The organism is Magnetospirillum sp. XM-1 (assembly GCF_001511835.1).
Lineage (GTDB): Bacteria > Pseudomonadota > Alphaproteobacteria > Rhodospirillales > Magnetospirillaceae > Phaeospirillum.
The window spans coordinates 542,324-567,148 of the sequence record NZ_LN997848.1; the positions used below are offsets into that span (position 1 = coordinate 542,324).

Genomic DNA, 24,825 nt, shown 5'->3' on the forward strand with positions numbered 1-24,825 from the left:
CCCCGACCCTCCCCCGGCAAACCGGGGGAGGGGGGAGCGATAGGATTTATCCCAGCAGGCCCTTTTCCATCACCGCCACCATGCGCCGCGCGAAGGCGGCCGGGTCGGCGGGGGGCTCGCCCTCGATGATGCGGGCCTGGTCCAGCAGCAGGAAGGCGGCGTCTTCCACGCCCCCGTTGGTGCCGCCGGCCGCCACACGCGCGGCAAGGCCCTTGATCAGGGCGTGGCGGGGGTTGATCTCCAGGATGCGGGCGCGTTCGCCCGGAGCCTGGTTGTGGGCGCGCAGCATCTTTTCCAGATGCATGCTCATCTCGCCCTCGGCGGCCACCAGGCAGACGGCGGATTCGGTCAGGCGCTCGGAAGACCGCACGTCCTTGACCCGCTCGCCCAGCGCCAGCTTGACCGCCTCGATCAGGGTGGTCAGCTCGCCGGCCGGGGCTTCGTCCGCCTTGGCCTCCTCGGCGCCCTCGGGGGCCTTGACCTTGGAGAGGTCGGCGCCGGCGGCGGCCACCGAGCGGAACGGCTTTTCCGCATAGGCCGGCACCGCCGAGACCCAGAACTCGTCGATGGGATCGGTGAGCAGCAGAACCTCGACGCCCTTGGCCTTGAAGCCTTCCAGCTGCGGGCTCTTCTTCAACTGCTCGATATCGTCGCCGGTGATGGTGTAGATGGCGTCCTGGCCGTCCTTCATGCGCGCCACGTAATCGGCCAGCGTGGTCAGCCCGTCACCATGGGTGGAGCGGAAGCGGCACAGCTCCAGGATGTCGGTCTTGCGCTCGAAATCCTCGTAGATGCCTTCCTTCAGCACCGGGCCGAAGGCGGCCCAGAACTCGTCGTACTTGCCGTCGGAATCCTCGGACTTCTTCTTCAGTTCGCCCAGGATACGCTTGACCAGGCCGGTGCGGATCTTGGACAGCACGGGATTGTGCTGCAGCATCTCGCGGCTGACGTTGAGCGGCAGGTCCTGGCTGTCCACCACGCCCCGCACGAAGCGCAAGTAAGGGGGCAGCAACTCCTCGCAATCGTCGGTGATGAACACCCGCTTGACGTAGAGCTTCACGTGCTGCTTGCGGTCGGGGTGGAAGATGTCGAGCGGCTTGGACGACGGAATGAACAGCAGGCCGGTGTACTCGATGGCGCCCTCGGCCTTGTAGTGCAGCGTCGACCACGGCTCGTCGAAGGCGTGGGCGACGTGGTGGTAGAATTCCTTGTACTGCTCGGGCGTGATCTCGGATTTGGACCGGGTCCACAGCGCGTTGGCCGAGTTGATGGTCTCCTCGTCCGCCTCGCCGTCCTTCAGCGTCACCGGAATGGCGATGTGGTCGGAGTAGCGCTTGACGATGGACTTGAGGCGCCAGGCGTCGAGGAACTCGGTTTCGCCCTCGCGCAGCTTCAAGGTGATGGCGGCGCCGCGCGCCGCGTCCTCGGCGGGGGTGACGGTGAACTCGCCCTTGCCGTCCGACACCCATTTCCAGCCCTTGGCCTCGCCGGCCTTGCGGGTGACCACGCTGACTTCCCCGGCCACCATGAAGGCGGAGTAGAAGCCGACGCCGAACTGGCCGATCAGGGTGACGTCCTTCTTGGCGTCGCCGGTCAGGCGCGACAGGAATTCCGAGGTGCCCGACTTGGCGATGGTGCCCAGATTGGCGATCAGCTCGTCATGGCTCATCCCTAAGCCGTTGTCGGCGATGGTCAGCGTGCCGGCGTCCTTGTCGGGAACGAGGCGGATGCGGAACTCGGAATCCCCGGCCAGCAGGTCGGGGTCGGTGATGGCGGCGTAGCGCAGCCGGTCGCATGAATCCGAGGCGTTGGAGATCAGCTCGCGCAGGAAGATCTCCTTGTTGGAGTAGAGCGAGTGAACAACGATGTCGAGCAACTTGCCGACTTCCGCCTGGAATTGACGCTTTTCTTCGGCCATGGCTTATCCGTCTCCCTTGAGCCTGGGTTGCATGAAAAGGCGCTCTGATATGAGGGGAGCGGCGCCAGCTTGCAAGTGCGGCGATTCTCCGAGACAATGGAAGTTCGCTCCCGGCATTGCCAAGGCCATTGTAAATGGCTATGTATGGCGCCCCGAGCTTCAAGGTCCCGCCCGGACGGCGGGACTGATTAAAAGAACCGAGTCGCCCGGCGCGGTGCCAAGAGCCGGCCGAAGGCGAACCGAGAGAATGGAGATGTTGATGCAGATTCCCCTCCAGATCACCTTTCACGGTGTCGATCACTCTGACGCCGTCGAAACCCGCATCCGCGAAAAGGTGGCCAAACTGGAGCATCTCTTCGATCGCATCACCAGCTGCCGCGTGGTGATCGAGCAGCACCACAAGAACACCTCGAACCTGCACCACAAGGGCGAGCCCTTCCACATCCGTCTCGCCCTGACGGTCCCCGGCGACGAGCTGGTGGTGAAGCGCGACCCCAAGGACAGCCATGTCAACGAGGATATCTACGTGGCGCTGCGCGAGGCTTTCGCAGGCATGGAGCGCCAGTTGAAGGAATACGTCGACCGTAGCCGCGGCAACGTCAAGGCGCGGGCCCAGGCCTAGCCATTCCTACCGGCATGGGTGGGCTGGCCCCACCCATGCATCAAGCTTTCCGATTACAGCCCGCATGGTAGTTGAACTTTCCACGCGGTTCGGATAAAACGCTGCCATCTATTGCGGTGCAGCATGGTGCTGCCCTCGTCCTGGCCGCGTCATGAATATCGATCTCGCCCGTACCTTCCTGGAAATCGTCGACACCGGCAACTTCAACAAGGCTGCCGAGCGCCTCTCCGTGACCCAGTCCACGGTCAGCATGCGCATCCGGGCGCTGGAAGAGGAGTTGGGGCGGCCGCTGTTCGTGCGCTCCAAGTCGGGCACCCAGCTGACCGCCGCCGGCATGCAGTTCCGCCGCTACGCCACCACCATGGTCCGCATCTGGGAACAGGCGCGCCAGGAACTGGCCCTGCCGGCGGGGTTTCGCACCGTGCTCAACGTGGGCGGCCAGTTCTCGCTGTGGGACCGCCTGCTGGTCCAGTGGATTCCCTGGATGCGCACCGCCATGCCCGACGTGGCCCTGAAGGCCGAGGTCGGCGGTTCCGACGGGCTGATGCGCCAGCTGATCGAAGGCATGCTCGACCTGGTGGTGATGTATTCGCCGCTGTCGCGTCCCGGCCTGCATATCGAGAAGCTGCTGGAGGAGCGTCTGATCCTGGTCTCCACCCGGCGGCGCGCCGTGGCGGAATGGGACGAGGATTACGTTCTGGTGGATTGGGGGCCGGAATTCCGCGCCGCCCACAGCCAGGCCTTTCCCGACCTCAAGACCCCGGCGGTGTCGGTGGGCCTGGGCGCGCTGGGCCTGCAGCACATCCTGGCCTATGGCGGCACCGGCTATTTCCCCATGCGGGTGGCGCGCTCGTATCTCTCGGCCGGAAGGCTGTTCGAGGTGACGGGGGCGCCGGAATTCCGCCGCCCGGCCTATCTGGTCCACGCCGAGGACGAAACCCGCGAGGACTGGTTCGACACCGCGCTGGACGGCTTGCGCTACGTCGCCTCGCTGGAAAGCGAGGACTAGGGCCAATCGACATTCAAGCCGATTGGGTGAGAATTAAGGCCACAGATGAACACAGATTCCCGCTACGCGGGACACAGATAAGGAATATCCCTCTTCATCTGTGTTTATCTGTGGCTGAATTTTCTGTCTGACTGACCAGCAGACCCGGAATTCGCACCACATTTCTCACTCGTCATGCGCGGACTTGTTCCGGGCATCCACGTGGTTTCATCCGGGATAGTGCCGAACGGCTCCACGTGGATGGCCGGGTCGAGCCCGGCCATGACGCAGAAAGGCGGTTCTGATTTACCGTGCGCCGCCCTCAAGCGGCGGGCGGGCGCCTTGCGCCCTTGCCTCTTGCGGCATAAGCCGCGCGGCCCCTTGGGCCTAACCAATATGGGATGCCCCATATTGGTGTGATTTCAATGCTCGTGCTCGTGGCCGCCGAGGTCTTCCTCGGCGTGCTTGTGCTCGTGCGGCTTCCAGCTGTGCTTGGCCTGTTCGTGCCCGTGGTCGTGCCCGCCCTCGGGGGTGTGGCCGTGGGGATGGCTGTGCTGGTGCAGGTGCTCGTGCGCGTGGGTATGGGCGTGCGCATGGGCGTGGGTCACGTCGCCGTGGGAATGGGGATGGGCGTGGACGTGGCTGTGCTCGTGGGCGTGGTGATGCTTGTGCTCGTGCCCGCTGGATTCGTCGTGATGGTGGCCGCCGTGCATTCGCTTCTCCCGGTCCGGTGCGACGCCCCCATTCTACGCCGGACGGCGGAAAATCGGAATGGTCTCGCTTGGACTGCAGGCATAATAAATAATAAAATTAGATAAAATTTTATTCAAAGGCAATGGCGTGATTTGATAAAGGTGAAGGAAGTTATTACCTATGCAATACAAGTGATAACTCCTTTATTCATGTTGAAAAAATCAACGATAAGGCGCAACGTAAACCTAATGTGAATGGGTAAACTTGAGATGTGAACGCCATGTCTGGACGCGGATCGACGAAGGCGACAAATACCCGATGGTCCAACGCGGATCCGGGGATCGAGGCGATCCGCGCCGCCCTGGAAGGGCCGGTGATCGAGGTCCTGCGGCACGAGGTGCTGGCGCTCAAGGGGCTGCCGCGCAATGCCGCCTACGACAAGGCCATGAACGATCCCAAGATGCTCGACGAATGCCTGCGGCTGTTCCGCACCCGCCCCGAGCTGTTCGCCAATGTGGTGACCGATTCCGGCAAGCGGCCGATCACCGCCGACCACGATGTCCTGGCCTGCGGCCGCACCCTGGCCGAGGCGGTGGCCCTGGTGGTGCGCGCGGCGGCGCGGCGCTATTTCCGCGCCAAGCTGGATTTCCGCAGCAAGTTCCAGGCGCCGCCGCCCAAGGTGTCGCTGATGAAGCGCGTGGGGCTCGCCCTGGGCCTCGCCCATCCGCCGCCCCAGCCCAAGCACGCCGCCAAGCAGCATTCGCGGTCCGAGGCGCTGTATCAGGCCATCCGCGAGAACCTGCGCTTCGACTGGCAGGTGATGCTGATCCCCCACTACACCCCTATGAGCCCGTCGCTGGTCAGCGATCTCGGCCCGCGCCTCTTGGACATCCGCGAAGCCGCCGAGCTGCAGGCGCTGGCCTCGCCCGGCAACATGCCGCGCGATGGACGCTCGCCGCTGCTGCTGGACGACGCCAAGCGGCTGCTGGTGGCCGGCAAGGACACCATCGACGCCGACATCCTGTGGCGGGTGGTGAGCCAGATGGACCTGGGCCGGCTGTTTCCCAAGACCGAGACCACCCAGCCCCGCCGGGCGGTGGCGCAGGTGTCGGCCACCCATGTGGATGTCATCCGCGCGCTGCTTCCCGTTCTGGGCGGCGATATCCGCCGCTTCACCGCCTTCCTGATGATCGCCTTCGACACCCTGGGCGAGCAGCGCTTCAAGCAGGATTTCTGCCAGTCGGGCCAGGTGCATGCGGCGCGCAAGCTGGCCGAGCGTCTGAGCCGGGTCGAGCCGCCGCCCCCTTGCCTCGACGACATGAAGCGGGTCTACGGCGCGCTGTTGTCCACCGCCTATGTGGGCGGGGTCGAGGCCGGGCCGTCGCGCATCGACAAGCAGCCCAGGCTGAAGCAGGCCCTGGACGCCCTGGGCCCCACCTCCAAGCCGGTGTCCATTTCAGGTTAGGGCGCCGTTCGCCAGCGTGACCCGCCGGGTGACCAGGCGGTCGATCACCTCGCGGTCGTGGGAGACGATCACCATGGCCTGGGGCAGCCCGGCCAGGATCTCCATCAGCCTTTCGCGCGTCGGCTCGTCCAGGGCGTTGGTCGGCTCGTCCAGCAGCAGCGCCTCGGGCTCCATGGCCAGTACGGCGGCCAGCGACACCAGCCGCTTCTGGCCGCCCGACAGCTTGTGGGTGACGCGGTTCTCGAGAGGAGCGAGACCCAGCCGGTCGAGGGTGGCATGCACGATGTCGCGCGCCTCGGCCTTGCTCTTCCCCAGATTGAGGGGGCCGAAGGCCACGTCCTCGGCCACGGTGGGACAGAACAACTGGTCGTCGGCGTCCTGGAACAGCAAGCCGGCCTTGGCGCGCACCTCGACGAAATCGGCCTCGGCCCGGCGCTCGCGCCCGAAGGCGTGAACGCGGCCCGTCCTGGGCCGGATCAGTCCGACCATGACGTGCAGAAGGGTGGTCTTGCCGCTGCCGTTGGCGCCCAGCAGCGCGACACGCTCGCCCGGCCCGAGGGCGAAGTCCACGCCGTCCAGCACCGGATGGGCGGCGTCGAAGGCGTGGCTGACGCCTTCGAGGTGGATGAGGGAGCTCACACCATCCCCACGGCGACGACCAGGACCAGCCCGGCGGCCGAGGCCGCGCCGAAGCCGAGATCCAGGCGGCCCGGCCCGGCGTTGGCCTCGTCGTCGAGCGAGGGGAAGCGGCCGGTGAAGCCGCGGCAGCGCATGGCGGCGTCGATGCGCTCGGCCCGCTCCAGGGAACGCACCATCAGCATGCCGAACAGATGGCCGATGGAACGCCAGCAATGGGGGCCGGTGACGGGGCGGAAGGCGCGGGCCCGCATGGCGAGGCGCAGGCGGCGATACTCGTCTTCCAGCACCGACAGATAGCGGGTGGTGAACAGGAACAGGTGGACGAAGCGTTCGCTCACCCCGAGGCGGGCCAGGGCGCGGCCCAGCACCGGGGCTTCCATGGAGCTCACCAGGGCGAACAGGGCGACCGCCACGGCGTTGGCTTTCAAGGCGATGGAGGCCGCCTGGCGCAGGCCTTCCTCCGACCCTTCCAGCCCCCACAGGCTGAAGACCGGGTGGCCGGGCACCGTGAAGGGCAGCATGACCAGGGCCAGCAGCATGAAGCCTTCCAGGCCGAGCAGGCGGCGGGCGGTGGCGGCCAGCGGCAGACGGGCGGCCAGGGCGGCGGCCAGGGCAAGGCCCAGCCCCAGTCCCTGCGCCGCCAGCGACGGCGCCAGCACCTCGGCCAGGGCGAACAGCAGGGCGGCCAGCAGCCGGGTGCGCGGGTCGAGGCGCTCGATCAGGCTCATGGTCCCCTCCGCCGCGATTGCAGCCAGGCCCAGCAGCCGAACAGGCCGAAGATGGTGCCGATGCCGCCCATCAGGTCATGCAGGCGGATGCGGGATTCATAGGCGTCCAACTGCTCGCGCAAGGGGCGGATCTGCCGGGCGATGGCGGCTTCCAGGGCGGCCGCGTCGGCGGTGGCAGCGGACGGCGCCGCCTTGCCCTCGGGCAGGGTGGGCGGGAATTGGTTGGCGGGAACGGTGAACTGGGCGGCGTGGCCGTCCTCGGATTCCACCGTCACCAGATGGTCCATGCGGGCCGTCACCCGCTGGCGGAAGGTACCGTCGGGACCGGTGGCGAAGCTGGCCACCAGCGATCCGTCCGCCCCCAGGATGCGGCCCGGCACGCCGGCCGCCTTCTCGCCGCCGACGAAATAGGCCGAACCGGCGATCTCGGCCTCTTCCACCGTGGCGAACACCTTCAGCTTGTGGGCCTGGGCGGGGGCGGCCAGCAGCAGCAGGGCGAGGGTGGCGGCGGTTGTCTTCATGCCAGCGCCTCCGGCTTGACCCGGGCCAGCAGGCCGATGGCGGCCGAGGCGAACACCGCCTCGATTCCCATCACCGGCAGATGGGTCAGCACCACCAGCCTGGCGGCGGTCTCGAACTCGCGGCCCGACGCCGCCAGCGATCCGGCCACCATCAATCCGGTCAGCAACACGGCGCCGCCGGAGCACAGCGCGGCGGCCCAGGCGGTGCGGCGAGTGTCGTCGGGGCGCCACAGGCGGCGGAAGACCAGTCCGGCCAGCACGGCGGGCGCGGCCATGTTGACGGTGTTGACGCCCAGCACCAGCAGGCCGCCGAAGCCGAACAGCAGCGCCTGCAGCAGCAGGGCGGCCAGCAGGGCGGGAAAGGCGGCCCAGCCCAGCACGATGCCGGCCATGCCGTTGAGCAGCAGATGCACGGAAGCCGGGCCGGCGGGCAGATGAATGGCCGAGGCGACGAACATCACCGCCGACAGCATGGCCACCTTGGGCACGCGCACCGGCTCCAACTCCTTCAGGCCACGCGCCACCCCGGCCGCGGCGAGGATTCCCCCCGCCACCAGCACCGGATTGGACAGCACGCCGTCGGGAATGTGAGCCAAGTGTCTCTCCTGTTCGTCCCTCAATCGCCGGGCGGGTCGCCTGTGGCGACCCTTGGCTCCCGCGGCATAAGCCGCGCCGGGCCTTGCCCGCACCTCCGGGCCTTTGGCCCGTCGACTATTTCATGTCCTGGGCGCGCACCCAGATCAGGCCGCCCAGTTCGGTCTTGGCCGGCTTGCCCTCGGGGCTTTTGGCCGGTTTGTCGCTTTCCACCAGGGCAGCGAAGCCCCACCAGCCGGCGCGCGGCATGGCGTAGGCGAACTGGCCCGAGGAATCGGCCTTGATCACCTGCGTGACGAAGGGGTCGGATGGCGGCTTGACCGAGCCGTCGTTGCGCCATTCCACCTCGATCTCGGCGAAGGGAACCGGCTTGCCGTTCTTGCGCACGATGCCCCGGAACAGATTGCCGGTCCACAAGCCGTAGGGCCGGGCCAGCGGCTCGATCTCGACAGGCAAGCCCACCGCCTTGTCCCAGCCGCCGCCGCCGGCGAAATCCACCACCACCTTGGTGTAGTGGACGATCCACTTGCCCTCGGCCTTTTCCCAATAGGGGGCGGGCTCGACGAAGAAGACGTGGTCGCCGGGCTGGTCCAGGCGGAACTCGGCGGCGAACACCGTCTTGTCGCCGGCCTTGCCGGGCTTGAGGCTGGATTTGAGGTCACGGGTCTTGCCGCCGGCCAGCACGCCGAAGCGCACCGGGGGCGCCATCTCCATCAGCGGGCCGCGCTCCATGGGATGGGTGAAGGCGAGGTCCAGGCGGATGTCGCGGGGTCCCTGTTCGGAAACGATGTCGGCGGAGGGAATCAGCTCCTGGAAATGGGCCGCCGCCACCGAGGGAAGCAGTCCCAGCACACAGGCGATCAGGCTTGCGGCGCCATGCCTTGCCATCCACTCCCCCTAAAAGATTATGCGACTTCGTTAACGCTCGGCCCGAGCATACGCGGGGGGAGGGGGCAGGCCAAGCGCTAAATGGGCGTATGGCCCCTGGCGGCTGTCCCCGGGGCCGGGCGAAAGGGATACAAAATCACGGGAAGGCTTGCGCCGGGCGTATCAAATAGGTAAACAGGTACCTAATTACCACAATAAGCCCTAGAGAGGCCGTTCCCATGCCCCATCTCCCTCGCCTCGGCCTTGCCGCCCTGCTGCTGCTGGCGCCGTCGCTGCCCGCTTTGGCCGCCGGCGCCGATCTCGGCCAGGCCGCCAAGCAGGCCACCAACTGGCACGCCATCCTGATGTTCGTGGCCTTCGTGGCGCTGACGTTGGGCATCACCTGGTGGGCGTCCAAGCGCACCAAGTCGGCGGCCGATTTCTACACGGCGGGAGGCGGTATCTCGGGCTTCCAGAACGGTTTGGCCATCGCCGGCGACTTCATGTCGGCGGCTTCGTTCCTGGGGGTGACGGCGCTGCTTTACGGCACCGGCATGGACGGCATGGTCTATGCCGTCGGCGTGGTGGTGGGCTGGCCGCTGATGCTGTTCCTGATCGCCGAGCCGCTGCGCAACCTGGGCAAGTACACCTTCGCCGACGTGGTCGCCTACCGTCTGGCCAAGGTGCCGGTGCGCACCTACGCCGCCTTCAGCTCGCTCACCGTGGTGGTGTTCTACCTGATCGCCCAGATGGTCGGGGCGGGCCAGCTGATCAAGCTGCTGTTCGGCATGGACTACCTTTACGCCCTGTTCCTGGTGGGCGGGCTGATGATGGTCTACGTGGTGTTCGGCGGGATGGCCGCCACCACCTGGGTGCAGATCATCAAGGCGGTGCTGCTGCTGTCGGGCGCCACCTTCATGGCCGGCGCGGTGCTGGCCCGCTTCGGCTTCTCGCCCGAGGCCATGTTCGCCAAGGCGGTCCAGGTCAAGGGCTCGGCCGCCATCATGTCGCCCGGCCTGCTGTTCAAGGATCCCATCGACACCATCTCGCTGGCGGTGGCGCTGGCCTTCGGCACCGCCGGCCTGCCCCACATCCTGATGCGCTTCTTCACCGTTCCCGACGCCAAGGAGGCCAGGAAGTCGGTGTTCTACGCCACCGCCTTCATCGGCTTCTTCTACGTCCTGGCGGTGGTGATCGGCATCGGCGCCATCGCCCTGGTGGCCACCGATCCGGCCTATCTGGCCGACGGCAAGGCCTTAAAGGGCGGCGGCAACATGGCCGCCGTGTGGCTGGCCCACGCGGTGGGCGGCGATCTGTTCCTGGGCTTCATCTCGGCGGTGGCCTTCGCCACCATCTTAGCCGTGGTGGCCGGGCTGACCCTGGCCGGGGCCTCGGCCATCTCCCACGATCTCTACGCCAACGTCTTCGCCCGCGGCCGCGCCAAGGAGGAGACCGAGCTTCGCATCTCGCGCCTGTCCAGCCTGGGGCTCGGCGTGGTCGCCATCATCCTGGGCGTGCTGTTCGAAAAGCAGAACATCGCCTATCTGGCCGGTTTGACGTTGGCCATCGCCGCCTCGGCCAATTTCCCGCTGCTGCTTCTGTCCATGCTGTGGCCGGGGCTGACGTCCAGGGGCGCCATCCTGGGCGGCTCGGTCGGCCTGGTCTCGGCGGTGGTGCTGACCGTGCTGGGCCCGGCGGTGTGGAAGTCGGTGCTGGGCCATCCCCAGCCCATCTTCCCCTGGGGCAATCCCGCCCTGTTCTCGGTGGCCGCCGGCTTCGCCGCCACCTGGTTCTTCTCGGTGACCGACGGCAGCGAGCGGGCGGCGCGGGAGCGGGCCGATTTCGACGCCCAGTTCGTCCGCTCGCAGACCGGCTTGGGTGCGGAAGGGGCCTCCGCTCACTGATCCGTCCCTCAGTCGCCGGACGCGCGCTCGAAAGCGCGCTTGGGCGTCGCCGCATAAGCGGCGCGGCCCCTTGGGCCTAACCCGGCCCCGTCATGGCGGGGCCGGGTGTCGCGGAGCCGCTGATTTTCGCTCGCTCCGCATCACGTAAAGGCCGGACGCCATCACCACCATGGCGCCGGCCAGGGTGTTGAGGGTGGGAATCTCGGCGAAGACCAGCCAGCCCAGGCTGGACGACACCACGATGTGGAAATAGTCGAAGGGCGCCACCGTCGAGGCCGGGGCGAGGCGCACCGCCTGACTGATCAGCAACTGGCCGGTGCCGCCCAGGATGCCGGCGCATGCGAACAATCCCCAGGCTCGCGGGTCGGGACTCTGCCAGACCAGGGGCAGCGCCGCCCCGGTCAGGACCAGGGTCAGCACCGAGAACCAGAACACGGTGGTCACCGCCGCCTCGGTGCGCCCCATGTCGCGCATCATCACCATCACCAGGGCATAGAGGACGGTGCCGGCCACCGCGAAGGCCGCGCCCGCCCCCAGCAGGTCGCCCGCCCAGGCGTCGGGTCCGGCCACGATCAGGATGCCGCCGAATCCGGCCGCCACCGCCGCCCAGCGGCCGGGCGACACCGTCTCCTTCAATAGCGGCACCGACAGCGCGGTGATCAGCAGCGGCGCGGCGAAGCCGATGGCGGTGACCTGGACCAGGGGCAGGCGGTGGAAGGCCATGAAGAAGCAGCCCACCGCCAGCAGGCCGACGGCCGACCGCAGCGCATGCGCCCAGGGCCGCCTGGTGGCCACGGCGCGCATTCCGCTCCGCCACAGCAGAGGGGCCAGCGGCACCAGCCCGAATCCGGCCCGGAAGAACAGCACCTGAATCACCGAGTAATCGGCCATCAGCAGCTTGACCAGCGCGTCCATGCCGGCGAACACCGAAGTGGCGGCCAGCATGGCGACGATCCCCCTCATGGGACTGCCCAAGTGGGAGGGACGAGGATGAAGATCGGATGACAACGGTATGGTGCCCCTTGACTCTCGGGCGCTTGAAACCCATATGCAACCACGAAAAAGACGGCCTATCGCAGACAGTTACCGCATCGCACAATACTTGCTGCAGCGCAAGAAAATGTAAAAAACTAGAATAATTGATACTAAAGCGACTCTGTCAATTCCTTGGTTGCTCCTGTATAGTCCGTCTTAGAGCTACAACCGGAAAAGGGGGCTGCCCATGCTGTCAAGCGCATACAGATCCACCCCGCAACCGGCCGAAATCCGCGTCGTGCGCCGCCTTGGCGCCGCGATCGGTGGCCGCTCCGCCCGAGCCTTCGCCTATTGCGGCGGCGGCATCGAGCCGACCCTGGACGAGGTGATGGCCGACCCCATCGTACATCGTCTGATGGCCCGCGACGGCGTCGCCGTGGATTCGCTCAATTCCCTGATTGCCGAGGTGCGGGACCGCCTGCTCTAGGAGAAGGCTTTCCGATGACGCGGCAGGCCCCCGAAAGGGGGCTTTTTGCGTTGGGGGCTCTAGCGTCGCGACGACGGAGGCGGCAGTTGCTCGGAGCGGACGCCGCCTGACGGCGCCGAGCGCGGCATGGGCGTGGAATCATAGCCCCCGCCGCCATAGGACGAAGCGCTTCCGCCGTCCGACTGCTTGGGCGCCACGGTGACCGAGACCACCGAGCCCATGACGGTGCGCCGCTCCACCTGCACGGTGGCGGCACGGTCGCCGCGCACATAGGTCAGCACGCTGGTCTCGGCGATGACGCTCATCATGGGCTGCCAGCCGAAATTGGGCATCAGCTGCTGGTAGAACGAGGTCACCTCGTTGGCCGAGTTGAACAGCCGCATCACCACCCGGCCGGTCCAACGGTCGCGGTCCGACAGGATCAGCGAGCGGTCGTTGTCCATGGTGGCGCCCGATGGGATGGGGATGTCGGTGACCAGCTGGAAATTGGCCGGCTGGTCGCCGCTCGCCGCGCTGGAGGCGGGCGGCAGGTCGGTCCCGCGCGAACACGCCGCCAGGCCGAGGGCGGCGGCGAGACACAGGGCAAGGCGGAGCGGCGAAGCGTTCATGGCCTTGAAAATACTGTGAAGGCGGGGGGCTAACAAGGGAATGTTTGCGCCGTGCCATGCCGGCCCAAGATGTGGAAATCACCCCAGCGGGTAATGCTCCAGCGCGTCGTATTGGGCGCCCTGGCGGCCCAGCGTGCTGCGAAACAGGGTGAAGCGCTCCACCGCCACATGCTCCTCGCGGAAATGGCCGGTGGCGTCGATGAAATCCTGCAGCCGCCCCGGCGGGGTGTCCTTGAGCCGGGCCAGGGTGACGTGGGGATTGAACTTGCGCGGCTCGGGCTTGGCGCCCGCCTGCACGACGGCGGAATCGACGCGGGCGGCAAGGCGCGACAGGGCGTCGGAGCGCTCGACGCCCAGCCACATCGTATGGGCCTGATGACGGTCGCCGAACAGGCCCAGCCCGGTCAGCGTCAGGGCGAAGGGCGCCTCGGCCAGGGCGGCGAGATTGTGGTGGATCTCCTCGGCCAAATCTTCTTCCACCTCGCCGATGAAGCGCAGCGTCAGGTGCAGGTTGGCGGGCTCGGTCCAGCGGGCGCCGGGCAGGCCCCGCTGCAGCCGGCAGATGCGCGCCGTCAGATCCGCGTCGAAGCCGATGCCGACGAACAGGCGGATCACGGCTTGGGCTCCGGCAGCAGGGCCAGCACGCCGGTGAAGCCGTAAAGGTGGTCGCGGCTGATCTCGCCGTTGGCGAAGAAGCCGATCAGCGGGAAATCGCCCAGCACCGCGTGCAGCAATTCCGGCTCGGCGCCCTGATGGCCGAACATGTGTTCGCCGCGCCCCGTGCACGAGACGTAGATTCCCGCCCGGATGGAGCGGCCGTCCAGGCGCTCCTTCATTCCGTCCAGCATGCGCTTCATGTCCATGCGCGCCGCGTTGGCGTCACGGCGCACGAACATCAGCCGGCCCCCTTCCTCCACATGGTCGCCGATGGCGATCCAGCCCTGGTTGGGGTCGATGCCGATCAGGGTGCGGACCTGATAGTCGTGGCTGTCGTCGCCTTCCACCGGCAGGCCCACATGGATGTAGCCGGCGATGCGGCGCAGGTCGCGGGCCAGCAATTCGCCCACTTCCTCCTTCAGCACGTCGAGCGCCGGGCGGCCGTCCAGGGCCATCACCACGCCCTGCCAGGATTCGGTGACGGTGTGGATGCCGCCCAAGGGCGAGCAGCCCTGGGTCATGCCGGTCAGCACCTCGATGCCGGAGCCGAGCAGCACTCCGGCCAGCCCGCCATCGGTGGCGATGCCGGCCAATTGCGCCGCCGGTCCCGCCGCGCTCATCAGGCCGCCGGCCAGGTACCCGGCCTCGGCGGCCAGGTCGACGATGGCCTGGGGCACATCGGGGTCGCGGGGATCGCCGTGGACCAGCCCGACGCAGGGGAAGTGCCGCTTGCTCCAGTCGCCGGCGTCGCCGATGAACACCCGGAACTGGTCGGGGGGCAGGCGGCCGATCATGGCGGCCACCGCGCCTTCGTCGCGGATTTCCTCGCCGCCGACGCACAGGCCGGGGGCCACGCCGCCCACCCAATGCTCGATGCGGGTGGTCTCGCGCAGGAAGGTCAAGAGCGAGGACAGATTGGGGGCGAAGGGCTCGGTGGCGTAGAGAAAGCCGAAATTGGCGCCGGGCGGCAGCGGCCCGAGGCCGTCGAGACAGGCCTTGGCGGTGGTTCCCCAATGGTTGCCCTTGGCATGGGCGACGCTGAAGGGGGCGAGCGAAGGGGCAGGGTCGGCTTTCATGGCTTTCCCCTTTCCAGCAGCTTGCGGACGGAGGGCAGGATGCGCTCGACGATCACGTCCACCCCCTTGGCGTTGGGGTGCAGGCCGTCGGGCAGGCAAAGGCGGGCATCGCCGGCCACGCCGTCCAGGAAGAAGGGATAGAACACCACGTCGTGCTCGACGGCCAGGCGGGCGAACACCGCCTTGAACTCGGCCTCGAAATCCTTGCCGTAATTGGGCGGCGCCAGCATGCCGGCCAGCAGCACGGGGACGCCCGCCGCCTTGAACCGCTTCAGGATGGAGTCCAGATTGGCGTGGGTCAGTTTGGGGTCGAGGCCGCGCAGCCCGTCATTGGCCCCCAGTTCGAGGATGGCGAGCTGGGGTTTGGCGGCCAGCGCCCAGTCGAGGCGCGCCTTCCCCCCGGCGGTGGTGTCGCCCGACACGCCGGCATTGATCAGGCTGACGTCGCGGCCCTCGGCTTTCAGCGCGCGCTCCAGCCGGGCGGGAAACGCCTCTTCCGGCGCCAGGCCGAAGCCGGCGGTGAGCGAATCGCCCAAGGCCAGGATGCGGATGGCGGGGGCTGCCTGGGCCATGCCTGATCCTCCCAGTACATTGACAAGCACCAGGGCGGCCCCATATCGCAAGACCGAGCGCCGTTCGCCGTCTATCCTGTCCAAGGCGTTCCGGTCATCCAAGAAAGTCACCCTCGCATGCATCAGCGTCCCATCGCCGGCCTTCCCTTGGTTTCGCTGGAAGCCGTCCACCTCAACTTGGCGAGCCTGGCGGGCGAGGTCAATGTTCTCGATGGCATCGACCTGGAGGTGGTCGCCGGCGAGACGGTGGGCGTGGTCGGACCGTCGGGCTCGGGCAAGTCCACCCTGCTGATGATCATGGCCGGGCTGGAACGCCCCACCTCGGGCCGGGTGAGCGTGGGCGGCACCGATTTCTCGGGCCTGGACGAGGACGGGCTGGCGCGCTTTCGCCGCGACCGCATCGGCATCGTCTTTCAGAGCTTTCACCTGATTCCCACCATGACGGCGCTGGAGAACGTGGCGGTGCCACTCGAACTGGCCGGCCATGCCGATCCCTTCGGGGCGGCCCAGGAGGAGCTGGGCCGGGTCGGGCTGGGCAAGCGCCTGTCCCATTATCCCGGCCAGCTGTCGGGCGGCGAGCAGCAGCGTGTCGCCCTGGCCCGCGCCTTCGTGATGCGCCCCACCCTGCTGCTGGCCGACGAGCCCACCGGCAACCTGGACGGGGCCACGGGGCGCGCCGTGATGGATTTGCTGTTCGACCTGAACGCCCGCTTCGGCACCGCCTTGGTGCTGGTCACCCACGACGACCATCTGGCGGCGCGGTGCGGAAGGGTGGTGCGGGTCGAGGACGGGAAGATCCGGTCATGAGCGAGGCAAAGCCGAGCGCGGGCGCGTTGAGCGCCCCGGAGCGACGACGGAGCGCAGCGGAGGAGGGAAGCGGAGGAGCCAAGCGTGCGGAGGCACGCACCCGGCGTTTGAGGGGCAATATGAAATGATCAAACTGGCCGCCACATTCGCCCGGCGCGAGCTGCGCGGCGGGCTGAAGGGCTTCCGGGTGCTGGTGGCCTGCCTCGCCCTGGGCGTGGCGGCCATCGCCGGAGCCGGGTCGCTGCGCGCCGCCTTCGACGCGGCGCTGGCCGAGGATGCCCGCGCCCTGCTGGGCGGCGATCTCGACATCCGCCAGACCCACCAGCCCTTCGAGGCGGACATGCTGGCGGCGCTGTCCGGCCTGGGCCGGATCACCCGGGGCGTCGAGATGCGGGCCATGGTCCAGGTGGACGACAACGCCCGGCGCTCGCTGGTGGAGATGAAGGGCGTCGACGAGGCCTATCCCCTGGTGGGGGCGCTGGAATTGGCCCCCTCCGTCTCATCACCCTTCGCCTTCCATGACGGCGAATGGGGCGCGGCCGCCGAAGGCAATCTGCTGGACCGCCTGGGGCTCAAGGTGGGCGACGCGGTGAAGGTCGGCGACGCCGTCTTACGCATCCGGGCGGTGATCGCCAAGGAGCCCGACCGGGTGGCCACGGCGCTATCCTTCGGTCCCCGGCTGATGGTGGCCAACGGCGCGGTCGAGGCCACCGGGTTGATCCGCCCCGGTTCGCTGGTGCGCCATACCCTGCGTCTTCTGTTGCCCCCGGGAAACGACCCGGCGGCGGCCAAGGCCGATCTGGCCCGGCGCTTCCCCGAGTCCCCCTGGCAGGTGCGTGACGTGGCCGAGGCCTCGCCCGGGGTTGGGCGCTTCCTCGACACCATGGCCTCGTTCCTGTCCCTGGTGGGACTGACCGCCCTGCTGGTGGGCGGCATCGGCGTGGCCAACGCGGTGAAGGCCTATCTCGACGGCCGCATCGGCACCATCGCCACCCTGAAATGCCTGGGCGCGCCTTCGGGGCTGATCTTCACCACCTATTTCCTGCTGGTGGGCCTGCTGGCCGGGTTCGGCATCCTTCTCGGGCTGGCGGCGGGGGCCGCTTTGGTGCCGCTGGTGGCCGGGCTGGGGGCGGAGCGCATTCCCCTGGCGCTGAAGGTGGGGCTTTATTCCCGCCCGCTGGCGGTCGCCGCCGGGTTCGGGGCGCTGTCCGCCCTGGTCTTCACCCTGTGGCCCCTGGCCCGCGCCAAGGCGGTGCCCGCCGCGCTGCTGTTCCGCCGGCTGGTGGCGCCGGAAGCCGGGCCGGTGGGCAAGCCGATCTGGGCGGCCCTGATCCTGTCCGGCGGCGGGCTGGCGGCGCTGGCCGTGACGACCGCCGCCAACCGCCCCCTGGCCGCCTGGTTCGTGGTCGCGGCGGCCGCCACCCTGGTGCTGTTCCGCCTGCTGGCCGGAGGGCTGGCGCGGGCGGCTGCGGTGCTGGCGACGCGTCACGGCAAGGCGGCGGGGCCCACTTGGCGCATGGCCCTGGCCAACCTGCACCGCCCCGGCTCGGCGGTGGTGGGCATGGTGCTGTCGCTGGGCCTGGGGCTTTCGGTGCTGGTGACCATCGCCCTGGTGGAAGGCAACCTGGCCGCCCAGTTCGGCGAAAGGCTGCCCGAACAGGCGCCGTCCTTCTACTTCATCGACGTGCAGCCCGATCAGGTGGACGAGCTGGAAAAGGTGGTGCGGGACACCGACCCGGCCGCAATCCTGTCCAAGGCCTCCATGGTCAGAGGCCGCATCTCCTCCATCGGCGGCGTGCCGGTGGGCCAAGCCAAGATCGCGCCCGAGGCGGAATGGGCGGCCAGGGGCGACCGCGGCCTGTCCTCGGCCGCCGCGCTGCCCGAAGGCACGCGGCTGGTTTCGGGCAAGTGGTGGGCCGGGGATTACCAGGGGCCGCCCTTAGCCTCGGTGGACGCCGCCGTGGCCAAGGGCTTCGGCCTCAAGGTCGGCGACCGTCTGGGCCTCAACGTGCTGGGCCGCGAGATCGAGGTGGAGGTGGCAAGCCTGCGCCAGATCGACTGGTCGAATCTGTCCATGAACTTCGCCTTCCTGCTGTCGCCCGGGGTTCTGGACGGCGCGCCGCATACCTATATCGCCACGCTGCGCACCCAACCGTCCATGGACGCGGTGGTGGAAAAGGCGGTGACGGATCGATTGCCCAATGTCTCCTCCATCCGGGTCAAGGAGGCGCTGGACGCGGTCAAGGCCATCATCGCCGAGGCCGATCTGGCGGTACGTCTGGCCGGTCTGATGACGCTGGCGGCCGGCGCCCTGGTGCTGGCCGGCGCGGTGATGGCCGGGCATCGCCGCCGGGTGTGGGAGGCGGTGGTGCTGAAAGTGGTGGGGGCGACGAGGGCGCAGCTGTGGCGGGCCCATCTGGCCGAATTCACCCTGATCGGGCTGGTCACCGGGCTGGCCGCCGCCCTGGTGGGCTCGCTGGCGGCGCGCGCCATCCTGATCCACGTCATGAAGACCGACTGGGTGTTCCTGCCCGGCGCCACCTTGCTGACGCTGGTCGCCTGCATGGCGGCCTCGCTGCTGGCAGGTTTCATCGGGACCTGGCAGGCCCTTGGGGCTAAGACCGCCCCATTACTAAGGAATGAATGAAATCCGTGTAACTTGATTCTTTCCGGAAGTCCCTCATATTGGTGTTCAGGTTCAACTGAGTGTTCAAAGGAACGACCATGGCTTTCGGAACAGACCGCAGATATATGAGTGCCGCCCAGGCGGAGGCTGCTCAGATCGACGTTGGTCTGCGGCAGTACATGCTGAGCGTGTACAACTACATGGCCTCGGCCCTGGCTCTTACCGGCATCGTCGCCTGGGTGATCGCCAGCGTCCCCGCGCTCACCGCCATCGCCGTCTACTCGCCGCTCAAGTGGGTGTTCATGCTGGCCCCGCTGGGTCTGGTGTTCTTCCTGGGCGCCAGGATCGACAGCATGCGCGCCTCGACCGCCTCGACCCTGTTCTGGGTCTATGCCGGCCTGATGGGCGCTTCGCTGGCCTCGGTGTTCCTGGTGTTCACCGGCGCGTCGGTGGCCCGGGTGTTCTTCATCTCGGCGGCTGCCTTCGCGGGCTTGAGCCTCTATGGCTACACCACCAAGAAGGACCTGTCGGGCTTCGGCAGCTTCCTGATCATGGGCGTGTGGGGCCTCCTGATCGCAGGCATCGTCAACATCTTCCTCGCCAGCCCCATGCTGCACTTCGTGATGAGCGCCGCCGGCGTGCTGATCTTCGCGGGTCTCACCGCCTACGACACCCAGAACATCAAGCAGATGTACTGGGAGGGCGACCACTCCGAGATCGCCCAGAAGAAGGCGGTGTTCGGCGCCCTGCAGCTCTACATGGACTTCATCAACCTGTTCATGTTCCTGCTGCAGTTCATGGGCGTGCGCCGCGACGAGTAGTCGCGAGCGTCCCGATGGAACGAACGAGCCCGCCCCGAAAGGGGCGGGCTTTTTCGTGGGCGGTGGGGCTTTCTGCTTCCTCGCTCGTCGTTCCGGTCTGGAGCCTCAAACCATAACCGTCATGGCCGGGTCGAGCCCGGCCATGACGCAATGAGGTGGTTCGGATTCAACGCAGGCCGCTCTGAACAGCTCAACTCAATTCCGGCACCACCAGATCGCGATAGGCGTGCCAGCTGGCGTGTCCCGCCACCGGCAGGGCGATCACCAGGCCCACCAGCCCGAGGGCGAGGCCGAGCCCGGTGATCCCGGCCAGCAGGGCGGCCCACAGCAGCATGGGGCCGGGATTGCGGGCCACCGCCATGACCGACAGCGCCGCGCCGGCGAAGAAATCAGTGCGCCGGTCCAGCATGGCGGGCAGGGTCACCACGTTGGTGGCGAAGGCCAGGGTGGCCAGCGCGCCGCCGAAGATGGTGCTGGTGACGATGAAGGCGATTCCGTCCAGGGTGGGCAGCACGTCGAGCAGCGAACGCCAGTCGGTGGGCTGGTTGGGCAGGCAGACGGCGAAGATGATCACCGCCAGACGGGCCCAGATCATCAGATAGAGCATGTAGATCAGCCCGGCGGTCATCATGTGGAAGCGGTTGGGCCGCCAGCAGAGAAGGATCGGCCGCCATTCCAGGGGCTCGCCCCGTTCGAGGCGCCGCGAAATCTCGTAAAGGCCGAGCGCCAGCAGCGGCGCCACGAGCATGAAGCCCTCGACCAGGGGGGTGATCAGGTATTCCATCCCGGCCAGGGCCAGCCCGCCGGTAAGCAGAAGCCCGGCCGCCACGAAGGTCGCGCCGTAGAGCAGGCTGAGGCGGGCGGCGGCCCGCATGTCGCGCCAGCCGGCGGCCACCCAGCCCAGCACCTGGGCCATGGTGACGGCGCGGACCTTTTCCTGCCGGACGGGAGCGGCCTGGGATGAAGCGGTGTCGGTGACGGCCATGGGCGGCCTCCCCTTTCCTGGGACCTGATCAGGGTCATATGGGAAGGGGACGGCGGGGCAGACAAGGGGGCAGGCGAAGGCCTATATCCCTCGTGAAACCGCCCCGGCATTTCTGTCGGGGCGGTTCCGTCTCATCAGTCGTTCTTGGCGGCGCGCTCGGCCTTCTTGCGCTCGTTGGGGTCGAGCAGGCGCTTGCGCAGGCGGATGGACTTGGGCGTCACTTCCACCAACTCGTCGTCCTCGATATAGGCGATGGCCTGTTCCAGGCTCATCTTGCGCGGCGGCGTCAGCTTGACCGCCTCGTCCTTGCCGGCGGCGCGGATGTTGGTCAGCTGCTTGGCCTTCAGCGCGTTGACCTCGAGGTCATTGGGGCGATTGTGCTCGCCGATGATCATGCCCTCGTAGATCTTGACGTTGCCGGTGATGAACATGGAGCCGCGATCTTCCAGGTTCCACAGGGCGTAGGTCACCGCGTCGCCCTGGCCGTTGGAGATCAGCACGCCGTTGCGGCGGCCCTCGATGGCGCCCTTGTAGGGGGCGTAGCCGTGGAACATGCGGTTCATCAGGCCGGTGCCGCGCGTGTCGGTGAGGAACTCGCCGTGATAGCCGATCAGGCCGCGGGCGGGCGCCAGGAAGGTGACGCGGGTCTTGCCGCCCCCGGACGGGCGCATGCCGGTCAGCTCGGCCTTGCGCAGGCTCATCTTCTCGACCACGACGCCGGAATATTCCTCGTCCACGTCGATGAACACTTCCTCGATGGGTTCCAGGCGCTTGCCGTCCTCGTCGGTCTTGAACAGCACGCGGGGACGCGAGATGGAGAGCTCGAAGCCCTCGCGGCGCATGGTCTCGATCAGCACGCCCAGCTGCAGTTCGCCGCGGCCCGACACCTCGAAGGCGTCCTTGGTCTCGGTCTCGCGGATGTGGATGGCGACGTTGGACTCGGCTTCACGGGCCAGGCGGGCGCCGATCATGCGCGAGGTGACCTTGTCGCCTTCCTGGCCGGCCAGCGGGCTGTCGTTGACCGAGAAGGTCATGGCGAGCGTCGGCGGATCGATCGGGTTGGCCTTCAGGGCCTCGGTGACCTCGGGGGCGCAGATGGTGTCGGCCACGGTGGGCTTGGTCATGCCGGCGATGGCGATGATGTCGCCCGCCTCGGCCTGCTCCACCGGAATGCGCTCGATGCCGCGGAAGGCCAGCAGCTTGGACAGGCGGAACTGCTCCAGCACCTTGCCGTCGTGGGACAGGCCCTTGACCTGCATGTTCAGCTTGGCGGTGCCGGAATAGATGCGCCCCGTCAGCACGCGGCCGAGATAGGGATCGGCCTCCAGCGTGGTGGCCAGCATGGAGAACGGCGCGTCCAGGTCGCGCTTGGGCGCGGGCACATGCTTGACGATCAGGTCGAACAGCGCCGACAGGTCCTTGCGCGGACCTTCCAGCGAATCGTCGGCCCAGCCGTCGCGGCCCACCGCGAACATGGTGGGGAAGTCCAGCTGGTCGTCATCGGCGTCCAGCGCCGCGAACAGGTCGAAGCATTCGTCGTGGACCTCGTGGGGGCGTGCGTCGCCGCGGTCCACCTTGTTGATCACCACGATGGGGCGCAGCCCCAGGCCCAGCGCCTTGCCGGTGACGAACTTGGTCTGGGGCATGGGCCCTTCCGCCGCGTCCACCAGCACCACCACGCCGTCCACCATGGACAGGATGCGCTCGACCTCGCCGCCGAAATCGGCGTGGCCGGGGGTGTCGACGATGTTGATGCGCGTGCCCTTCCAATCGACCGAGGTGCACTTGGCCAGGATGGTGATGCCGCGTTCCTTTTCCAGGTCGTTGGAATCCATCACGCGTTCAGCCACCTGCTGATTTTCGCGGAAGGTTCCCGATTGCCGCAGCATGGCGTCCACCAGGGTGGTCTTGCCGTGGTCGACGTGGGCGATGATGGCGATGTTGCGCAGTTCCATGGGACTCGTTCTTACCGGAGATTTTCGAAGATATGGGGGCCCAGCTTGGCGCGGGCCAGGTCCTTGAGCGAACGCTCGGGCCTTGCGCCGTAATGGGAGATGATCTCGCCGGCGGCGATGCCGCCCAGCATGGCGCAGGTGGCGAGGTCACGCCCCTGGGTGAAGCCGAACAGGAAGCCGGCGGCGTAAAGGTCGCCCGCGCCGGTGGTGTCCACCAGCTGGTCGATGTCGTCGGCGCCGACCACGTGGACGTCGTCCTCGGTGACCACCACCGAGCCCTTCTCGCCCCGCGTCACGGCGGCGACGCGGCAATGGCCGCGCACGGCGCGCACCGCGTCGTCGAAGGAGGTGGTCTCGTAGAGGCTCATCAGCTCGGCCTCGTTGGCGAACAGGATGTCCACGTGGCCCGACACCAGATCCAGGAAGGCGTCGCGGTGACGGTCGACGCAGAAGGGATCGGACAGCGACAGCGACACCAGGCGACCGGCGCCGTGGGCGGTGGTGGCGGCCTTGAGGAAGGCGCGCTTGGCCTCGGGCGGATCGTAGAGGTAGCCCTCGAGATAGGTGATCTCGGCGCCGGCGATCAGGCCGGTATCCACGTCGTCGGGTCCCAGTTCCACGCAGGCGCCCAGATAGGTCAGCATGGTGCGCTGGGCGTCGGGGGTGACCAGCACGAAGCAGCGCGCCGTGGACGGGCCGCCGTCGGCGGCGGGCGTCTCGAAATGGACGCCGGAATTGCGGATGTCGTGGCGGAAGACCTGGCCCAACTGGTCGCTCTTGACCTTGCCCACATAGGCGGCGCGGCCGCCCAAGGCGGCAATGCCGGCGATGGTGTTGGCGGCCGAACCGCCCGAGCATTCGATGCCGGGGGGAAGCTGGGCGTAGATGGACTCGGCCTGTTCGGCGTCGATCAGGGTCATCACGCCCTTGGTCAGGCCAAGTCGGTGCAGCAGCAGGTCGTCGGCATGCACCAGTACATCAACGATCGCGTTGCCGATGCCGGCGACGTGAATGGTCTTGTCCGCCATGGTCAGATACGGGCCTTCTCGCAAGGAAAGTCTGTGCCCCGGGCGCGGGCCGCGCGGTTTGTCGGGGGCATTTTGCGGCGCAGTATAGCCATGGGGCCGCCATAAACAACAAAAACCGCCTTGACACTTGGCGAGACGGGCCATGCGTGCTTGAATCCCAGGCCGTGCCGCCGCTTTGCCCAGGGGTTCCATGACCATTCCCGCCGCTCTCCTGAAGGCCTTCGCCCAACTGGGCGACCCGCGCCTGCGCCGCATCCTGGGATTGGGAGTGGCGGCGGCGCTGGCCTGCTGGATCGGTCTGGCGCTGGGCGCCTCGGCCCTGCTGCGCCAAATTCATCTGTTCGAGAACACCCTGGCCGACATGAGCGCCGGGGTGGTGCTGGGCATCACCGCGCTGCTGCTGCCCATCCTGTTCTTCTCGGCGCTGGCCACCTTCGTCATGAGCTTCTGGCTGGATGATGTCGCCGACATCGTCGAGGCGGAGCACTATCCCCAGCTGGGTCCGGCCCGCGAGATGGGGTGGGCCGAGATCCTGCGCCTGTCCACCCGCTTCCTGCTGGTCATGGGGCTGATCACCCTGGTGGCGGCGCCGTTCTATCTGGCGCTGCTGTTCCTGGGCTTCGGCATCATCCTCAACTACGCGGTCAACGGTTACCTGCTGGGCCGCGAATATTTCGAGGTGGTGGCGGCCCGGCGGATGGAGCCCGATTCCATGCGCATGGTGTTTGGCAACAATCTCGGGCGGCTGTGGCTGTGCGGGGCGGCCATCAACCTGCTGTTCCAGATTCCGCTCTTGAACCTTACCGCGCCGGTGGTGGCCACCGCCTTCATGGTCCACATCTTCCAGTCCCTGAGGAAAGAATGATCAAGCGCTTCGCCTCCCTTTCGCTTCTGCTCCTGGTGGTCGCCTGCAACGGGGCGGGCGGCTCGGCCACGGGCGGCGGCCCGGCGACCACCGTCTCGGGGGCGGAGAATGAGGAGCAACTGGCGCTGATGAGCCCACCGGCCCCGGGCACCATGGCGCCCGCCGCGCTGAAGGGGATGAGCGCCGGCGCCATCCGGCACGCGCTCGGCAAGCCCGGCTTCGTGCGCCGCGATCCCCCGGCCGAGATCTGGCAGTACCGGGTCAAGGTCTGCACCCTGGACCTGTTCCTCTATGAAGAGAGGGGGCGCATGGTGGTGGCCCATTACGCGGTGCGCGCGCCCAACGGCGGCTTCATGGGCGACGTGGCCTGCCTGGACGAGGTCCTGGCCCGGCGCGACGGCCCGCCCACCAGCTGAAATATCTC

The 24,825-nt window shown here is 67.7% G+C and carries 25 protein-coding genes; 10 read left to right on the plus strand and 15 right to left on the minus strand.

Annotated features, from left to right (window positions below; translation table 11 throughout):
* Nucleotides 1–46: 46 nt before the first annotated feature.
* Nucleotides 47–1,918 carry a molecular chaperone HtpG gene (htpG, locus tag XM1_RS02615; protein ID WP_068429266.1) on the minus strand — a complete coding sequence of 624 codons (1,872 nt, stop codon included), beginning with the start codon at nt 1,916–1,918 and terminating at the stop codon, nt 47–49.
* A gap of 259 nt (nt 1,919–2,177) precedes the next feature.
* Between htpG and XM1_RS02620 the strand changes: the two genes are divergently transcribed.
* A complete protein-coding gene (locus XM1_RS02620) occupies nt 2,178–2,540 on the plus strand; it encodes an HPF/RaiA family ribosome-associated protein (RefSeq protein WP_040477235.1) in 363 nt (120 codons plus the stop codon).
* 151 nt (nt 2,541–2,691) lie between these two features.
* Nucleotides 2,692–3,549 (plus strand): LysR family transcriptional regulator, encoded by an 858-nt coding sequence (locus XM1_RS02625; protein WP_068429269.1) that lies wholly within the window; start codon nt 2,692–2,694, stop codon nt 3,547–3,549.
* A 401-nt stretch (nt 3,550–3,950) separates the two neighbouring features.
* Here the strand turns inward: XM1_RS02625 and XM1_RS23835 are convergent, their stop codons facing one another.
* The gene (locus tag XM1_RS23835; protein WP_156428620.1) at nt 3,951–4,241 is read right to left on the minus strand and encodes a hypothetical protein; all 291 of its coding nucleotides are present in this window, start codon (nt 4,239–4,241) and stop codon (nt 3,951–3,953) included.
* A gap of 260 nt (nt 4,242–4,501) precedes the next feature.
* On the opposite strand from XM1_RS23835, the gene XM1_RS02635 reads away from it, so the two are divergent.
* Nucleotides 4,502–5,686 (plus strand): hypothetical protein, encoded by a 1,185-nt coding sequence (locus XM1_RS02635; protein ID WP_068429272.1) that lies wholly within the window; start codon nt 4,502–4,504, stop codon nt 5,684–5,686.
* On the opposite strand, the gene XM1_RS02640 is transcribed toward XM1_RS02635, so the two are convergent.
* From XM1_RS02640 to XM1_RS02660, 5 genes are all read right to left on the minus strand, one after another.
* On the minus strand, nt 5,678–6,325 hold the full coding sequence (locus XM1_RS02640) for an energy-coupling factor ABC transporter ATP-binding protein (RefSeq protein ID WP_068429276.1): 648 nt from the start codon (nt 6,323–6,325) through the stop codon (nt 5,678–5,680). The two genes, XM1_RS02635 and XM1_RS02640, sit on opposite strands and share 9 nt — an antisense overlap.
* Nucleotides 6,322–7,053: a cobalt ECF transporter T component CbiQ gene (cbiQ, locus tag XM1_RS02645; RefSeq protein ID WP_068429279.1), complete on the minus strand. Its 732-nt coding sequence runs from the start codon at nt 7,051–7,053 to the stop codon at nt 6,322–6,324. Before cbiQ ends, XM1_RS02640 begins: the two co-directional genes overlap by 4 nt.
* A complete protein-coding gene (locus XM1_RS02650) occupies nt 7,050–7,574 on the minus strand; it encodes a hypothetical protein (protein WP_068429282.1) in 525 nt (174 codons plus the stop codon). The genes cbiQ and XM1_RS02650 overlap by 4 nt, the downstream gene beginning before the upstream one ends.
* Nucleotides 7,571–8,170, minus strand: coding sequence for a cobalt transporter CbiM (gene cbiM / locus XM1_RS02655; protein ID WP_068429285.1), 600 nt, complete (start codon nt 8,168–8,170; stop codon nt 7,571–7,573). The genes XM1_RS02650 and cbiM overlap by 4 nt, the downstream gene beginning before the upstream one ends.
* A 115-nt stretch (nt 8,171–8,285) precedes the next feature.
* Entirely contained in the window at nt 8,286–9,056 is a 771-nt protein-coding gene (locus XM1_RS02660; RefSeq protein ID WP_068429287.1) for a DUF4198 domain-containing protein, read from the minus strand.
* 218 nt (nt 9,057–9,274) lie between these two features.
* Here XM1_RS02660 and XM1_RS02665 point away from each other — a divergent pair, with 218 nt between their 5' ends.
* Entirely contained in the window at nt 9,275–10,939 is a 1,665-nt protein-coding gene (locus tag XM1_RS02665; protein ID WP_068429290.1) for a cation acetate symporter, read from the plus strand.
* Nucleotides 10,940–11,029: 90 nt separating this feature from the next.
* Here the strand turns inward: XM1_RS02665 and XM1_RS02670 are convergent, their stop codons facing one another.
* On the minus strand, nt 11,030–11,902 hold the full coding sequence (locus XM1_RS02670; RefSeq protein ID WP_231920672.1) for a DMT family transporter: 873 nt from the start codon (nt 11,900–11,902) through the stop codon (nt 11,030–11,032).
* Nucleotides 11,903–12,161: 259 nt separating this feature from the next.
* Here XM1_RS02670 and XM1_RS02675 point away from each other — a divergent pair, with 259 nt between their 5' ends.
* Nucleotides 12,162–12,401: a hypothetical protein gene (locus tag XM1_RS02675; RefSeq protein ID WP_068429296.1), complete on the plus strand. Its 240-nt coding sequence runs from the start codon at nt 12,162–12,164 to the stop codon at nt 12,399–12,401.
* A gap of 59 nt (nt 12,402–12,460) precedes the next feature.
* On the opposite strand, the gene XM1_RS02680 is transcribed toward XM1_RS02675, so the two are convergent.
* The 4 genes from XM1_RS02680 to XM1_RS02695 all read right to left on the minus strand — a co-directional run bounded on the left by XM1_RS02680 (nt 12,461) and on the right by XM1_RS02695 (nt 15,314).
* Nucleotides 12,461–13,009: a hypothetical protein gene (locus tag XM1_RS02680; protein WP_068429300.1), complete on the minus strand. Its 549-nt coding sequence runs from the start codon at nt 13,007–13,009 to the stop codon at nt 12,461–12,463.
* Nucleotides 13,010–13,087: 78 nt separating this feature from the next.
* Nucleotides 13,088–13,624 (minus strand): RNA 2',3'-cyclic phosphodiesterase, encoded by a 537-nt coding sequence (thpR, locus tag XM1_RS02685; RefSeq protein WP_068429303.1) that lies wholly within the window; start codon nt 13,622–13,624, stop codon nt 13,088–13,090.
* Nucleotides 13,621–14,742 (minus strand): FIST C-terminal domain-containing protein, encoded by a 1,122-nt coding sequence (locus XM1_RS02690; protein ID WP_068429306.1) that lies wholly within the window; start codon nt 14,740–14,742, stop codon nt 13,621–13,623. Before XM1_RS02690 ends, thpR begins: the two co-directional genes overlap by 4 nt.
* Entirely contained in the window at nt 14,739–15,314 is a 576-nt protein-coding gene (locus tag XM1_RS02695; protein ID WP_068429309.1) for an arylesterase, read from the minus strand. Before XM1_RS02695 ends, XM1_RS02690 begins: the two co-directional genes overlap by 4 nt.
* Before the next feature lie 117 nt (nt 15,315–15,431).
* Between XM1_RS02695 and XM1_RS02700 the strand changes: the two genes are divergently transcribed.
* From XM1_RS02700 to XM1_RS02710, 3 genes are all read left to right on the plus strand, one after another.
* Nucleotides 15,432–16,121 carry an ABC transporter ATP-binding protein gene (locus XM1_RS02700; protein WP_068429312.1) on the plus strand — a complete coding sequence of 230 codons (690 nt, stop codon included), beginning with the start codon at nt 15,432–15,434 and terminating at the stop codon, nt 16,119–16,121.
* A 124-nt stretch (nt 16,122–16,245) separates the two neighbouring features.
* Nucleotides 16,246–18,768, plus strand: a complete 2,523-nt coding sequence (locus XM1_RS02705) for an ABC transporter permease (protein WP_068429315.1) — start codon at nt 16,246–16,248, stop codon at nt 18,766–18,768.
* Nucleotides 18,769–18,845: 77 nt separating this feature from the next.
* Nucleotides 18,846–19,568 carry a Bax inhibitor-1/YccA family protein gene (locus tag XM1_RS02710; RefSeq protein WP_068429318.1) on the plus strand — a complete coding sequence of 241 codons (723 nt, stop codon included), beginning with the start codon at nt 18,846–18,848 and terminating at the stop codon, nt 19,566–19,568.
* Nucleotides 19,569–19,758: 190 nt separating this feature from the next.
* Here the strand turns inward: XM1_RS02710 and XM1_RS02715 are convergent, their stop codons facing one another.
* The 3 genes from XM1_RS02715 to XM1_RS02725 all read right to left on the minus strand — a co-directional run bounded on the left by XM1_RS02715 (nt 19,759) and on the right by XM1_RS02725 (nt 23,536).
* Nucleotides 19,759–20,553, minus strand: coding sequence for a DUF2189 domain-containing protein (locus XM1_RS02715; RefSeq protein ID WP_068429321.1), 795 nt, complete (start codon nt 20,551–20,553; stop codon nt 19,759–19,761).
* Between the two features lie 134 nt (nt 20,554–20,687).
* Nucleotides 20,688–22,508 (minus strand): translational GTPase TypA, encoded by a 1,821-nt coding sequence (gene typA / locus XM1_RS02720; protein ID WP_068429324.1) that lies wholly within the window; start codon nt 22,506–22,508, stop codon nt 20,688–20,690.
* Nucleotides 22,509–22,519: 11 nt separating this feature from the next.
* Nucleotides 22,520–23,536: an adenosine kinase gene (locus XM1_RS02725; protein WP_068429328.1), complete on the minus strand. Its 1,017-nt coding sequence runs from the start codon at nt 23,534–23,536 to the stop codon at nt 22,520–22,522.
* A gap of 190 nt (nt 23,537–23,726) precedes the next feature.
* Between XM1_RS02725 and XM1_RS02730 the strand changes: the two genes are divergently transcribed.
* Nucleotides 23,727–24,401, plus strand: coding sequence for an EI24 domain-containing protein (locus XM1_RS02730; protein WP_068429333.1), 675 nt, complete (start codon nt 23,727–23,729; stop codon nt 24,399–24,401).
* Nucleotides 24,398–24,817: a hypothetical protein gene (locus tag XM1_RS02735; protein WP_068429336.1), complete on the plus strand. Its 420-nt coding sequence runs from the start codon at nt 24,398–24,400 to the stop codon at nt 24,815–24,817. Before XM1_RS02730 ends, XM1_RS02735 begins: the two co-directional genes overlap by 4 nt.
* Nucleotides 24,818–24,825 lie beyond the last annotated feature (8 nt).

Bases quoted from the DNA above. Each gene is read 5' to 3' on its own strand.
- htpG (WP_068429266.1), bottom strand. From the start codon at position 1,918: ATGGCCGAAGAAAAGCGTCAATTCCAGGCGGAAGTCGGCAAGTTGCTC.
- XM1_RS02620 (WP_040477235.1), top strand. From the start codon at position 2,178: ATGCAGATTCCCCTCCAGATCACCTTTCACGGTGTCGATCACTCTGAC.
- XM1_RS02625 (WP_068429269.1), top strand. From the start codon at position 2,692: ATGAATATCGATCTCGCCCGTACCTTCCTGGAAATCGTCGACACCGGC.
- XM1_RS23835 (WP_156428620.1), bottom strand. From the start codon at position 4,241: ATGCACGGCGGCCACCATCACGACGAATCCAGCGGGCACGAGCACAAG.
- XM1_RS02635 (WP_068429272.1), top strand. From the start codon at position 4,502: ATGTCTGGACGCGGATCGACGAAGGCGACAAATACCCGATGGTCCAAC.
- cbiQ (WP_068429279.1), bottom strand. From the start codon at position 7,053: ATGAGCCTGATCGAGCGCCTCGACCCGCGCACCCGGCTGCTGGCCGCC.
- XM1_RS02650 (WP_068429282.1), bottom strand. From the start codon at position 7,574: ATGAAGACAACCGCCGCCACCCTCGCCCTGCTGCTGCTGGCCGCCCCC.
- XM1_RS02660 (WP_068429287.1), bottom strand. From the start codon at position 9,056: ATGGCAAGGCATGGCGCCGCAAGCCTGATCGCCTGTGTGCTGGGACTG.
- XM1_RS02665 (WP_068429290.1), top strand. From the start codon at position 9,275: ATGCCCCATCTCCCTCGCCTCGGCCTTGCCGCCCTGCTGCTGCTGGCG.
- XM1_RS02670 (WP_231920672.1), bottom strand. From the start codon at position 11,902: ATGAGGGGGATCGTCGCCATGCTGGCCGCCACTTCGGTGTTCGCCGGC.
- XM1_RS02675 (WP_068429296.1), top strand. From the start codon at position 12,162: ATGCTGTCAAGCGCATACAGATCCACCCCGCAACCGGCCGAAATCCGC.
- XM1_RS02680 (WP_068429300.1), bottom strand. From the start codon at position 13,009: ATGAACGCTTCGCCGCTCCGCCTTGCCCTGTGTCTCGCCGCCGCCCTC.
- XM1_RS02690 (WP_068429306.1), bottom strand. From the start codon at position 14,742: ATGAAAGCCGACCCTGCCCCTTCGCTCGCCCCCTTCAGCGTCGCCCAT.
- XM1_RS02695 (WP_068429309.1), bottom strand. From the start codon at position 15,314: ATGGCCCAGGCAGCCCCCGCCATCCGCATCCTGGCCTTGGGCGATTCG.
- XM1_RS02700 (WP_068429312.1), top strand. From the start codon at position 15,432: ATGCATCAGCGTCCCATCGCCGGCCTTCCCTTGGTTTCGCTGGAAGCC.
- XM1_RS02705 (WP_068429315.1), top strand. From the start codon at position 16,246: ATGATCAAACTGGCCGCCACATTCGCCCGGCGCGAGCTGCGCGGCGGG.
- XM1_RS02710 (WP_068429318.1), top strand. From the start codon at position 18,846: ATGGCTTTCGGAACAGACCGCAGATATATGAGTGCCGCCCAGGCGGAG.
- XM1_RS02715 (WP_068429321.1), bottom strand. From the start codon at position 20,553: ATGGCCGTCACCGACACCGCTTCATCCCAGGCCGCTCCCGTCCGGCAG.
- typA (WP_068429324.1), bottom strand. From the start codon at position 22,508: ATGGAACTGCGCAACATCGCCATCATCGCCCACGTCGACCACGGCAAG.
- XM1_RS02725 (WP_068429328.1), bottom strand. From the start codon at position 23,536: ATGGCGGACAAGACCATTCACGTCGCCGGCATCGGCAACGCGATCGTT.
- XM1_RS02730 (WP_068429333.1), top strand. From the start codon at position 23,727: ATGACCATTCCCGCCGCTCTCCTGAAGGCCTTCGCCCAACTGGGCGAC.
- XM1_RS02735 (WP_068429336.1), top strand. From the start codon at position 24,398: ATGATCAAGCGCTTCGCCTCCCTTTCGCTTCTGCTCCTGGTGGTCGCC.